This window comes from Rhizobium sp. YIM 134829, from assembly GCF_046546455.1.
This window is the reverse complement of the sequence record NZ_JBKHKI010000003.1, coordinates 263,472-275,822: the sequence shown is the minus strand read 5'-3', so window position 1 is coordinate 275,822 and position 12,351 is coordinate 263,472. Positions and strand designations below refer to the sequence as shown.

Below are 12,351 nucleotides of genomic sequence, written 5' to 3'. Positions count from 1 at the left end.
TCATTTTGTGGCAAAGCTTGTGTGGCGGCGCCCGCCTTCGGCAGGAGCGCCAGGAGAGAGCTTGCGGCCGCCGTGCCGTCCCGACAGGCTGCAGAGGCCGGATCGCGGACGAGCACCGGCCTGACGACAAGGAGCGTTCATGAAGCGCAGATATTTCGGCACCGACGGCATTCGCGGTCAGTCCAACGTGTTCCCCATGACCCCGGACCTCGCCATGCGGGTCGGCATCGCGGTCGGCACCATCTTCCGCCGTGGCGCCCATCGCCATCGTGTCGTCATCGGCAAGGATACGCGGCTCTCGGGCTATATGCTGGAAAACGCGATGGTGGCCGGTTTCACATCGGCCGGCGTCGATGCCTTCGTGCTCGGTCCCATTCCCACCCCTGCTGTCGCCATGCTGACGCGCTCGCTGCGTGCCGATATCGGCGTGATGATCTCCGCCTCGCACAATCCCTTCGAAGACAACGGCATCAAGCTGTTCGGCCCGGACGGCTACAAGCTCTCCGACGATATCGAGGGCCAGATCGAGGATCTGCTCGACCAGGATCTCTCGCAGCAGCTGGCGAAGAGCGACGAGATCGGCCGCGCCAAGCGCATTGACGGCGTGCATGACCGTTATATCGAACACGCCAAGCGCACGCTCTCGCGCGATGTCACGCTGAAGGGGCTCAGGATCGCCATCGACTGCGCCAATGGCGCCGCCTACAAGGTCGCCCCTGCCGTCCTCTGGGAGCTCGGCGCCGATGTGGTGTCGATGGGGACCGAACCGAACGGGACGAACATCAACTTGAACTGCGGCTCGACCAGCCCCGCCGCTTTGTCCAAGAAGGTGCACGAGGTCCGCGCCGATATCGGCATCGCACTCGATGGCGATGCCGACCGGGTGCTGATCGTCGACGAGAACGGCACGATCATCGACGGCGACCAGCTGATGGCGGTCATTGCCGACAGCTGGGCGGCCGATGGCCAGCTGAAGGGCAATGGCATCGTCGCGACCGTCATGTCGAATCTGGGTCTCGAACGCTATCTGAAGAGCCGCAAGCTCGCCCTTCACCGCACCAAGGTTGGCGATCGCTATGTGGTCGAGCATATGCGCGAACATGGCTTCAACCTCGGCGGCGAGCAGTCCGGCCATATCGTGCTGTCCGATTTCGGCACCACGGGCGATGGCTTGGTTGCGGCGTTGCAGGTGCTGGCGGCGGTTCGGCGCCAGAACAAGCCGGTCAGCGAAGTCTGCCACCGATTCACGCCTGTGCCGCAGGTCTTGAAGAATGTGCGCGTCGTAGCCGGCCAGCCGCTTGAGGATGTCGCTGTCCGCCAGGCGATTGCCGAGGCCGAGGCTGCGCTTGCAAAGTCCGGCCGGCTGCTCATCCGCCCTTCGGGCACCGAGCCGCTGATCCGTGTCATGGCGGAAGGCGACGACCGCAGCAAGGTCGAGACCATCGTCGACGAACTCGTCAACGTGATCGGCTCGGCGCGCAACGCCGCCTGATTCTCCCGCACTCGAAGGCCGCAATCGCCCCTGCCTCCATTGGCAGGCGCGATTCTTGATGACGCCGCAACGCAAGTTTGCCGCAGGATGGCAGGAGATGACTGCGGCGCGGCCCAGATTAAGAGGGCCTTAACCAATAATCTTCATCATGTTTTCCAAAGAAGCGAACCGCCGGGACCCATGCGCCGGCGCGAAGGCATCGTTGGAGAAGATCATGAAGACTGTGTTGATCGGCGTCGTCGCAGCGATGCTTTCCGTGTCGGCGGCCCTGGCCGCCGATCTTTATCAGCCGGCGCCGGAGCCCATTCAGCCGGCGCCCGTCGAGCCGGCACCGGTCTCCAGCGGCTGGTATCTGCGCGGCGATGTCGGCTATGCCTTCACCAAGCTGCGCGGCGCCCATTTCTACCAGGGCCCCGGCCGTTACGTTCGCGACTTCGACAAGGCCGATCTTGACGACAGCTGGACCGTCGGCGGCGGCGTCGGCTACAAGATCAACAACTATCTGCGCACCGACGTGACGCTCGACTATCTCGGCAAGGCCGATTTCGAAGGCTCCACCTCCGGCTCCTGCGGCGTCTCGACAGCCTGCACCTCGCGCGATGTCTCCTCGCTCACCGCCTGGAGCCTGATGGCCAACGCTTATGTCGATATCGGCACCTATGGCGCCTTCACCCCTTATGTCGGCGCCGGCATCGGCGGCACGCAGGTGCGCTGGGACAAGCTGAAGAACACCAGCTGCAGCAACAGCAATCCCGACGATTGCGACGACAGCTTCGATCATGACGGCAAGCGCAAGTGGCGCTTCACCTATGCGCTGATGGCCGGCACCTCGATTGACCTGACCTGCAATCTTCAGGCCGATATCGGCTATCGCTTCCGCCATGTTCTGGGCGGCGACATGTTCGGCTACAAGGCCAATGGCGGCCCGGGCAGCGACAAGGGCCTCTATCTGCACGAAGCGCGCGCCGGCCTGCGCTACAACTTCAACGGCTGCGCCGAGACGGCCTATGTTCCGGACTATCCAGTCGAACAGCCGGTCTACAAGTAAGCATCACGCAGCGTCCTCCTCCCAAGACGCGCATGACCGAAGGCCGCCCGGCGACAGGGCGGCCTTCGTCCATTTCGGGACAGGTGGTCAAAGCTTCGCTAACCACTATCGTCCCTCTGCAACTCTCCCCGCTTGCTCGCGACGTCGAGGCGTCTAGTTTCAGCTGCTCCATCCGCACCATTGTGACGAGCGAGGGACAGATGAACAGGCGATACTGGCGCATCACCGGCCATAGCGGCCTTGACCAGATCTTCGAGAAGATCCTGCCGACCGATATGCTGGCCGATCAGGAGGTCGAGGCGCTACTGCAATGCCTGCTCGCCCGCGAACTCGACGTGGACGCCCTGATCGAGCGGCTTGGCCGACAGAGCCGCTCCGCCGTGCCGCTCGTCGAGCGGCAGGAAGGCTCGATGATGCCGAGCTACAGCGCAGCCGGGGGCGGCATTGCCTTCGAGGCGCGGGTGATGATGGAGGTAGACCCGGCCTTCCCGATCTATCCGGATTTTGCCATCACCGCCGCAGCCTGACCCGCCGCCCAGCGGCTCGGCTTCTTAAGCTTCGGTTAACCATGTTGCGCCAAAGGTTAACGACAACGTAACGGACTGCTGCCTGATTCGGCAGTCCGGCACGGGTCGAAACGGAGGCCGGCATGCAGCGTCTTTCCCTTCTCAGCCTTGGGGTTCTCGCCCCTCTTCTCGGCGCGGCGACACTCGCCGGGGGCGCGCGCGCGGCCGATGATCTCGCCTTCGCGCCGGAGGTCACCATCTCACCCGTCGATGAGGCCGGCGGCGGCTTCTATCTGCGCGGCGACTTCGGCGTCGCCGGGGCGCGCGACGGCGGCGATGTCGACTATGCGATCGGCGGGTTCGGCGGCGAATTCGATGACGCCCGCTTCTCGCGTCCGCTTTCCGGCTCGCTCGGCCTCGGCGCAAGCCTGACCGACATTCTGCGTGCCGATGTCACCGCCGACTATTTCGAGGGCCGCTTCGACGGCGAGGTGGATTCCGCCACACCCTGCATCGGCCAGCCGGCCGGCACCGGCTGCCGCACGGCGGTCGATGCGGATTTCAAGGCGCTGAGCCTGATGGCCAATGCCTATGTGGATCTGGCGACCATCGCCGGCGTGACGCCCTATCTCGGCGCCGGCCTCGGCGCCACCTATCTCGATTGGTCCTCGGTCGAAGGCCGAGCGCGCTGCAGCGGCAGCGCCTGCCCTGCCACGAGCGCGGTTTCCACAGAGTACCGCGGCGAGGATGACTGGCGCTTCACCTATGCGCTGATGGCCGGTGCGTCCTATGCCGTCAGCGATCGCGTGATGCTCGACGTCAACTACCGCTATTCCGACATTGCCGGCGGCGGTTTTGCCAAGGGCAGCGGCGTGACGGCGGAGGATGACGGGCTGACCCGTCACGAGATCCGCGCCGGTCTGCGCTTCGCATTGAACTGAACGGCGCGTCCTTCTCTCCCAGCGGCAGAAAATTGGCTGGCAGCGACAATCGCCTTGACTTCATCATCTGCAGCGCATATTCCCCTCCTCAGGACACGCCTCCCTAACGAGGTGCTTCTATCTGGAAGGATAGCGCAGATGACGACGACCACGACACCGGACCTCCGTCCGGCGAATACGCATTTTTCTTCAGGCCCCTGCTCCAAGCGTCCCGGCTGGACGCTCGACGCGCTCTCCGATGCAGCCCTCGGCCGCTCGCACCGCGCGAAAGTCGGCAAGGCCAAGCTCAAGCAAGCGATCGACCTGACCCGAGAGGTCCTGGAAGTGCCGGCGGACTACCGCATCGGCATCGTGCCCGCCTCCGACACCGGCGCCGTCGAAATGGCCATGTGGTCGCTGCTCGGCGCTCGTGGCGTCGATATGGTCGCCTGGGAAAGCTTCGGCTCGGGCTGGGTGTCCGATGTGGTCAAGGAACTGAAGCTTCCCGACACCCGCAAGATCACCGCCGACTACGGCAAGCTCCCCGATCTCGCCTCGATCGATTTCAATCGCGACGTCGTCTTCACCTGGAACGGCACAACCTCCGGCGTGCGCGTGCCGAATGCCGATTTCATTCCGGCCGATCGTGAAGGCCTGACGATCTGCGACGCCACTTCGGGCGCCTTCGCCCAGGCGCTGGACTTCGCCAAGCTCGATGTCGTCACCTTCTCCTGGCAGAAGGTGCTGGGTGGCGAAGGCGCGCATGGCATCCTCATCCTGTCGCCGCGCGCGGTGGAACGGCTGGAAAGCTATACGCCGGCCTGGCCGCTGCCAAAGATCTTCCGCATGACCAAGGGCGGCAAAATCATCGAGGGCATCTTCCAGGGCGAGACGATCAACACGCCGTCGATGCTCTGCGTCGAGGACTATATCGACGCGCTGCTCTGGGCGAAGTCGGTCGGCGGCCTTAAGGGGCTGATCGCCCGTGCCGATGCCAATGCCAAGGTCATCTTCGACTATGTCGAGAAGACCCCCTGGATCGCCAATCTGGCCGAAGATCCGGCCACCCGCTCCAACACCTCCGTCTGCCTGAAGATCGTCGACCCGGCGGTGACAGCGCTCGACGAGGACGCCCAGGGCGCCTTTGCCAAGGGCATGGTGGCGCTGCTCGAAAAGCAGGGTGTCGCCCATGATATTGGCGCCTATCGCGATGCGCCCTCGGGTTTCCGCATCTGGGCCGGCGCGACGATCGATACGGCCGACCTGGAAGCGCTGATGCCCTGGTTCGACTGGGCCTTTGCGACCCAGAAGGCCGCGCAGCTTCAGGCTGCCGCGTAAGACTCGCTTTTGCCGCGCCCTTGTCGGCGCGGCCCTTTCCCCTTCCGTCCCGACCCTTTCTCAGGAGGCCATTCATGGCACCTCGCGTTCTCGTATCCGATGAACTGTCGGAAACTGCCGTCCAGATCTTCCGTGATCGCGGCGTCGACGTCGACTTCCAGCCGACGCTCGGCAAAGACAAGGACAAGCTCGCCGAGATCATCGGCAATTATGACGGGCTTGCCATCCGCTCCGCCACCAAGGCGACTGAAAAGCTGATCGCCGCTGCCACCAATCTCAAGGTGATCGGCCGCGCCGGCATCGGCGTCGACAATGTCGATATCCCTGCCGCCTCGCGCCGCGGCATCATCGTGATGAATACTCCCTTCGGCAATTCGATCACCACGGCCGAACATGCCATCGCGCTGATGTTCGCCGTTGCCCGCCAGCTGCCTGCCGCCGATACCTCCACCCAGGCCGGCAAGTGGGAAAAGTCGAAGTTCATGGGCGTCGAGATCACCGGCAAGACGCTGGGCGTCATCGGCGCCGGCAATATTGGCTCGATCGTCTGCTCGCGCGCCATCGGTCTGCGCATGCAGGTTCTCGCCTATGACCCCTTCCTCTCCAAGGAACGCGCCGAGGAAATGGGCGTCACCAAGGTCGAGCTCGACGAGCTGCTGGCCCGCGCCGATTTCATTACCTTGCATGTCCCGATGACCGACAAGACGCGCGGCATTCTGAATGCCGAGGCGCTGGCCAAGACCAAGAAGGGTGTCCGGATCATCAACTGCGCCCGCGGCGGCTTGGTGGACGAGGCGGCACTCGCGGCGGCCATCAAGTCCGGCCATGTTGCCGGCGCCGGCTTCGACGTCTTCGAGACCGAGCCCGCGACCGAGAGCCCGCTCTTCGGCCTGCCCAATGTCGTCTGCACGCCGCATCTCGGCGCCTCCACCACGGAAGCGCAGGAGAATGTCGCCCTGCAGGTCGCCGAGCAGATGTCGGATTACCTGATCAAGGGCGCGGTCTCCAACGCGATCAACATGCCCTCGATCACGGCCGAAGAAGCACCGATCCTCAAGCCCTTCATCCGGCTGGCGGACGTGCTCGGCGCCTTCGTGGGTCAGGTGACGGAAAGCGCGATCAAGGAAATCGAAATCCTTTATGACGGCTCCACGGCCGGCATGAACACCAAGGCGCTGACAAGCGCGGCGCTGGCCGGCCTGATCCGCAGCCAGGTCTCGGACGTCAACATGGTCTCCGCGCCGATCATGATCAAGGAGAAGGGCATCATCCTCTCCGAGGTCAAGCGCGACAAGACCGGCGTCTTTGACGGCTATATCAAGCTGACGGTGACGACCGACACGCAGACCCGCTCGGTGGCCGGCACGGTATTCTCGGACGGCAAGCCGCGCTTCATCCAGATCAAGGACATCAACCTGGATGCCGATGTCGGCGCGCATATGGTCTACATCACCAACACCGACGTGCCCGGCATGATCGGCTTCATCGGCACCACCTTCGGCAATGCCGGCGTCAACATCGCCAACTTCCAGCTCGGCCGCAAGGAACAGGGTTCGGATGCGATCGCGCTGCTCTATGTCGATGGCCCGGTTCCGGAGGACCTGCTGGAGACGCTGCGCGCCAACGCCGCCATCCGCCAGGCCAAGCCGCTCGCCTTCAACGTCGAGTAAAGCTCGTCGAAAGGATGCGCCGGTCGGCCGGCGCATCCCTCAGGCGGCCTCCCTCGGCCGACCTTTTTCGGCAATGGCGATGCCGCCGAGCGCCAGCGCCAGCGCGACGACATGGAAGACCTCGAGCGCCTCGCCGATCAACAGGATCGAGAGCAGCGTGCCGAAGACCGGAATGAGATTGATGAACAGACCCGCCCGGTTCGGCCCGATCATCTCCACACCCCAGACATAGAGAACCTGCGAGACGAGCGAGGGGAAGACGCCGGCAAAAATGCCGATGCCCCAGCCGAGCTCGTCCGGCCAGATCAGCCTGTCGGTTGCTGCCTCCCAGATGACGAGCGGCAGGGTGGAGACGAGGGCCGCGAAGGCGGAGGCGGCGATCAGGCTCTTCCAATGGATCGCCGGCTTGGTGCGCAGCGACACGGTATAGGCCGCATAGACCAGCACAGCGAAGAGCATCAGCACATCGCCCTGGTTGAGATCGAGCGCGAGGAGCCGGCGCGGATCGCCATGCGTCGCGGTCAGCACCACGCCGAACAGGGTCACGACGAAGCCGATCCACTGGGCGGCGGAGACGCGCATGCGGAAGAGCATGAAGTTCATGGCGAAGATCACCATGGGAATGCCCGCCTGCTCAATGACGACATTGATCGCGGTCGTGTATTGGAGCGCCGAATAGAGCGCGACGTTGAACGCGGTGAAGCCGACGGCACCATAGAAGAACAGGAGCTTCCAATGCCTGCGGATCTCCGGCCAGTCCGCCCGCACCTGGCGCGAGGTGAGGATCGCCAGCAATGCGCAGGCAATGGTCCAGCGAATGCCGGTCAAGAGCATGGGGCTGACATGGCCGACCGCGATCTTGCCGGCCACCGAATTGCCGCCCCAGATGAAGGTGGTGATGGCGAGCAGCAGATAGGCCTTGGCATTCACGGGAATCGTTTCCGAAAGGGTTGGCAGGGACGCTCGCGTGCGCCGCGGCGTCCGCGCGCCTCTTACAGCCTCGCAAGGCGCAAAGCCATGTAAAAAGCCTTAATCGCTTGAGGCTCAGGGTCGCTTTTGAAAATGCAACAGATTATAGATGCGCGGGTTTATGGCCTGTTGCCCCGGAAAAGGCGCGTGCGGGCCCAAATTTTTTCGTCATGCCCAGGCATGGCGGCGGTGAGGAAGCGCAGAGCTTCCCCCCAATCGAAGGACAGGAACAGGGTCTATGACGAATGTGGTGGTGGTCGGCTCGCAGTGGGGTGACGAAGGCAAGGGCAAGATTGTCGACTGGCTTTCCGAACGTGCCGACATCGTCGTCCGCTTTCAGGGCGGTCACAATGCGGGCCACACGCTGGTCATCGATGGGGTAAGCTACAAGCTGTCGCTGCTGCCGTCTGGCGTCGTCCGCCCCGGCAAGCTCGCCGTGATCGGCAATGGCGTTGTCATCGATCCGCATGCGCTGGTGGCCGAAATCGAGAAGCTCGACGCGCAAGGGGTAACCATCACCCCGGAAAACCTGCGCATTGCCGACAATGCGACGCTGATCCTTTCGCTGCATCGCGAGCTCGACGGCATCCGCGAGGACGCCGCCTCCAACAGCGGCACGAAGATCGGCACCACGCGGCGCGGCATCGGCCCGGCCTATGAAGACAAGGTTGGCCGGCGGGCGATCCGCGTCATGGATCTCGCCGATCCCTCCACCCTGCCCGCCAAGGTCGACCGGCTGCTGACCCACCACAATGCGCTGCGCCGCGGTCTTGGCGAGGCGGAAGTCAGCCATGCGGCGATCATGGAAGAACTGAGCTCGGTTGCCGCCCGCGTGCTGCCCTTCATGGACACGGTCTGGCTGCTGCTCGACCGGGAGCGCCGCCGCGGCGCGCGTATCCTGTTCGAAGGCGCACAGGGCACGCTGCTCGACATCGACCACGGCACCTATCCCTTCGTCACCTCCTCCAACACGGTTGCCGGCCAGGCCGCGGCCGGATCCGGCATGGGTCCGGGCTCGCTCGGCTACATCCTCGGCATTACCAAAGCCTATACGACCCGCGTCGGCGAAGGGCCCTTCCCGACCGAGCTCAAGGACGAGATCGGCCAGTTCCTCGGCGAGCGCGGCCATGAATTCGGCACGGTAACCGGCCGCAAGCGGCGCTGCGGCTGGTTCGATGCGGCGCTGGTGCGCCAGTCGGTCGCTGCCAACGGCATTACCGGCATCGCGCTGACCAAGCTCGACGTGCTCGACGGGCTGGAAGAACTGAAGATCTGCGTCGGCTACAAGCTCGATGGCGTCGAGATCGATCATCTTCCGGCAAGCCAGGCGGCGCAGGCTCGGGTGGAGCCGATCTATGTGTCGCTCGAAGGCTGGAAGGAATCGACCGTCGGCGCACGCAGCTGGGCGGATCTGCCGGCCCAGGCAATCAAATATGTTCGGCAAGTCGAGGAACTGATCGGTTCGCCGGTCGCTCTTCTCTCCACCAGCCCAGAGCGGGACGACACCATACTTGTGACGGACCCCTTTGAGGACTAGTTTGTAGGATCAAGGACTTGGAGACGGTCGCCCCGGCCGCCCCTTCCGCGTTTCAAGAGAGTGTACATGGCGGATTTTGTAGCAGTCATTCGCAGGACCGTTGATGGGCTGTCCGACAACAGCCCGGACATGCGTGCGAAGGTCTACGAGAAGGCGCGCGGCGCCGTCCGCCGTCAGCTTGAGGGCATGAAGCCGCGTCCTTCGGACGACATGATCAACCGCCAGATGGCCAAGCTCGAGGCAGCCATCGGCGAGGTTGAATCGGCTCATTCCGCTCCTGTCTTCGATGATCCCGTCGAAGAGGCACCGGCAGAAACCCATTTCGAGCAGCCGCCCGTTCCCTACGATGTCTCATCGGCCCAGCAGCAGGATCTGCATGCGCAGGAGCCGGAGCGGGAGCCAGAACACGAGCAAGTGCCAGAGCCGGAACCGGAACCGGAACCCGCGCCGATCGCCGAGACGACGCCCGAGCTTCCCCCAGCCCCGGTCATCCTGTCGTCTGCCGTTGTTCCGGACCCGACGCCCGTGGCACCGACACAGGCAGACGAATCTGTCGTCGACTATGATGCGCCGGCGACGGACGACGAGGCGGAGGAGCCCGTTGCTCGCGAGTGGCCGCCCATTCCGGCCTATGGCGCCGTGGCCGCGCCCGCTCCCCTGGTACCTGAGCCTCAACCCGAGCCGCGTGAAACCGCGAGCAATGCGGCCCTGGCCGCCGGTGCGGCGGTGGCCAGCACGCCACTCGCCGCCGAGGCCTTCGCGCAGGAAAACGATGATCGCTCCGCCGACGACGAACCCGCGATTGAACCGGATCAGCCGCGGGATGACGAAGCGGCCTCTGTGTTCGCCACCGAGGAGCCGATCCATGCCGTGGGTCATGCCGACCCTTGGGTCGAGGACGCAGCCTATGACGAGAATGACGCCGAGGCCCTGCCGGCCGATGACGAGCCACACTGGGCGGAGACCGAGCGGCACGTGACGGTCGACGACGATCGGCTGAGCGCTTCCGAGCCCGTCGCCATGCCAGCGGCGGACTATACGTTCGATCACCCGACGGCCATCGAGCCGGTGCCGCACGAGACCGCCGTTGCCGCCGAGCCTGACGCGCCGGCGCCCATGCCTTCGGCCGAGTGGGAACTGCCGGAGTGGCAGGACTCCACATCAGCCGTAGATCCGCATCCCGCCGTCAGCGCCCATGTGGAGACACCCTGGACGCAGGCTGTCGACGACGATGCGATCCTCGACGAATTCGAAGCGCTGGCCGGTGCGCCGGCTGCGCGCGCCCATGACGAGGTGCAAAGCGACGTCTATGCGGCGCCTGCCAGCTTCCAGCCGGTGGAGCCGGCGGCGCTCGACCTGCCGCCCGTCTCCGGCGGCGTCACGCCCGAAGGCGAGCCGTCATCGAGCTGGTCGCTCGACGAGGCAGACCCCTTCCACCAGGCAACGCGCGAAGCGGGCGATGCAAGCGCGGACAGCACGATCTCCGACTGGTCCTGGCCAGTCGATCGCAGCGCCGTGTCCGCCGCACCGGTCGAAGAGACCGAGGACAGCCGGCGCGAGACCTGGGACGAGATCGATGCGCTCCTGAGCTCTGGTGCCGCCGCCACGGCGGCCGGCGCTGCGGCCAGCTCCTTCGACAGCGGCATCCCCGCGAGCGAGCCGGCCCCGGTAACCCGCCCCGCCTCGTTCCGGGCCGAGCCGAAGAAATCGGCCTTCAGCTTCAAGCGAATCGCGGTTTTCGTCGTCCTTCTGCTGCTGGTCGGCGGCGGTGGCTATGCCTATTGGATCAATCGCGACACGATGAACGACTGGATCGAGGATCTGGTCGCCTCGGTCAACACACTGCCGCCGCCGCAGAGCACGATCAATCCGGGCAGCGCCCAGTCGGGCAGCGCGGCATCGGGCGGCACGGCGCCCGCGACCGAGGTCGCATCCGCTGCACCCAACAGCAAGTTCACCCAGCGCCTGCAAACGGACGGGTCAGAGGTGGACGAAGGCCCGGCGCAGGTCGCCGGCAGCGAAGCCGTGACCGCGGAGGGCAAGTCGGTCGCCGCGCAGACCGAAGCGAGCCGCCCGCAGGAAACCGCGGATGCCGGCACGACCGCGCCGGACTTCCCGTCTGCCACCACGACCGGGGAAGCGACCAATCCGGCCACCACCGACGCCGCGCCCGCAGCCACAACCGATGCACCCGCGGCGACGACCGCACCGGCGCCCGACAGCTCTACGCAGACCGCGCCGCCGGACCAGACCACGACACAGATGCCGGCCGGTGCCCAGAAGATGTTTCTCTATGAGGAACGTCTCGGCCAGACCGCGCCGACCGCCATCGAGGGTGGTGTCGCCTGGTCGCTGAAGGAGGAAGCGCCGTCTGAAGGCCAGCGGCCGGAGCCAGTGATCCAGGCACAGATCAGCGTGCCGGATCGCGGGCTGACTGCGCTGATGACCATCAAGCGCAATGCGGACAGCTCGCTCCCCGCCAGCCACACGATCGAGTTCGTCTTCTCCCTGCCGGGCAATTTCGAGGGCGGGAGCATCGACAGCGTCCAACGCGTTGCCCTGAAGCGCACCGAGCAGGATCGCGGCGATCCGCTGATCGCCGTTCCGGCGAAGATCACCGATGATTTCTACATGATCGCGCTGAACGACTTCCCGGAAGCCGTAACCACCAATCTCGATCTGTTGAAGAACCGCAACTGGATCGACATTCCGCTGACCTATCGCAACGGTCGACGGGCACTGCTGACGCTGGAAAAGGGCCCGGCCGGTACGGATGCCTTCGACAAGGCGCTCGCAAGCTGGAGTACCGCCCGCCCGGCGGGCCAGTAAAAGCCAATCATGAGACTGCCGCGCCCGCGGCAGTCTGACGGC

General features: G+C 65.0%; 9 protein-coding genes. 8 read left to right on the top strand and 1 reads right to left on the bottom strand.

All coding sequences use genetic code 11. The annotated features are described in order from the left end of the window. The first annotated feature begins 139 nt into the window (after positions 1-139). The 6 genes from glmM to serA all read left to right on the top strand — a co-directional run bounded on the left by glmM (position 140) and on the right by serA (position 6,974). On the top strand, positions 140-1,492 hold the full coding sequence (gene glmM / locus ACLE20_RS08120; RefSeq protein WP_410939758.1) for a phosphoglucosamine mutase: 1,353 nt from the start codon (positions 140-142) through the stop codon (positions 1,490-1,492). Between the two features lie 214 nt (positions 1,493-1,706). Next, a complete protein-coding gene (locus ACLE20_RS08115) occupies positions 1,707-2,540 on the top strand; it encodes an outer membrane beta-barrel protein (RefSeq protein ID WP_410939757.1) in 834 nt (277 codons plus the stop codon). Positions 2,541-2,740: 200 nt separating this feature from the next. Continuing rightward, positions 2,741-3,067 carry a hypothetical protein gene (locus ACLE20_RS08110; RefSeq protein ID WP_410939756.1) on the top strand — a complete coding sequence of 109 codons (327 nt, stop codon included), beginning with the start codon at positions 2,741-2,743 and terminating at the stop codon, positions 3,065-3,067. Positions 3,068-3,189: 122 nt separating this feature from the next. Continuing rightward, the gene (locus ACLE20_RS08105; RefSeq protein WP_410939755.1) at positions 3,190-3,987 is read left to right on the top strand and encodes an outer membrane protein; all 798 of its coding nucleotides are present in this window, start codon (positions 3,190-3,192) and stop codon (positions 3,985-3,987) included. A gap of 138 nt (positions 3,988-4,125) precedes the next feature. After that, the gene (locus ACLE20_RS08100; RefSeq protein ID WP_410939754.1) at positions 4,126-5,304 is read left to right on the top strand and encodes a phosphoserine transaminase; all 1,179 of its coding nucleotides are present in this window, start codon (positions 4,126-4,128) and stop codon (positions 5,302-5,304) included. Positions 5,305-5,378: 74 nt separating this feature from the next. Then, positions 5,379-6,974 carry a phosphoglycerate dehydrogenase gene (gene serA, locus ACLE20_RS08095; protein ID WP_410939753.1) on the top strand — a complete coding sequence of 532 codons (1,596 nt, stop codon included), beginning with the start codon at positions 5,379-5,381 and terminating at the stop codon, positions 6,972-6,974. 39 nt (positions 6,975-7,013) lie between these two features. Here the strand turns inward: serA and ACLE20_RS08090 are convergent, their stop codons facing one another. Beyond that, on the bottom strand, positions 7,014-7,904 hold the full coding sequence (locus tag ACLE20_RS08090; RefSeq protein ID WP_410939752.1) for a DMT family transporter: 891 nt from the start codon (positions 7,902-7,904) through the stop codon (positions 7,014-7,016). 277 nt (positions 7,905-8,181) lie between these two features. Between ACLE20_RS08090 and ACLE20_RS08085 the strand changes: the two genes are divergently transcribed. Beyond that, positions 8,182-9,480, top strand: a complete 1,299-nt coding sequence (locus ACLE20_RS08085; RefSeq protein ID WP_410939751.1) for an adenylosuccinate synthase — start codon at positions 8,182-8,184, stop codon at positions 9,478-9,480. Between the two features lie 66 nt (positions 9,481-9,546). Beyond that, positions 9,547-12,309, top strand: a complete 2,763-nt coding sequence (locus ACLE20_RS08080) for a hypothetical protein (RefSeq protein ID WP_410939750.1) — start codon at positions 9,547-9,549, stop codon at positions 12,307-12,309. Positions 12,310-12,351 lie beyond the last annotated feature (42 nt).

Excerpts from the sequence above, each read along its gene's own strand:
- glmM (WP_410939758.1), top strand. The coding sequence starts at position 140 with ATGAAGCGCAGATATTTCGGCACCGACGGCATTCGCGGTCAGTCCAAC.
- ACLE20_RS08115 (WP_410939757.1), top strand. The coding sequence starts at position 1,707 with ATGAAGACTGTGTTGATCGGCGTCGTCGCAGCGATGCTTTCCGTGTCG.
- ACLE20_RS08110 (WP_410939756.1), top strand. The coding sequence starts at position 2,741 with ATGAACAGGCGATACTGGCGCATCACCGGCCATAGCGGCCTTGACCAG.
- ACLE20_RS08105 (WP_410939755.1), top strand. The coding sequence starts at position 3,190 with ATGCAGCGTCTTTCCCTTCTCAGCCTTGGGGTTCTCGCCCCTCTTCTC.
- ACLE20_RS08100 (WP_410939754.1), top strand. The coding sequence starts at position 4,126 with ATGACGACGACCACGACACCGGACCTCCGTCCGGCGAATACGCATTTT.
- serA (WP_410939753.1), top strand. The coding sequence starts at position 5,379 with ATGGCACCTCGCGTTCTCGTATCCGATGAACTGTCGGAAACTGCCGTC.
- ACLE20_RS08085 (WP_410939751.1), top strand. The coding sequence starts at position 8,182 with ATGACGAATGTGGTGGTGGTCGGCTCGCAGTGGGGTGACGAAGGCAAG.
- ACLE20_RS08080 (WP_410939750.1), top strand. The coding sequence starts at position 9,547 with ATGGCGGATTTTGTAGCAGTCATTCGCAGGACCGTTGATGGGCTGTCC.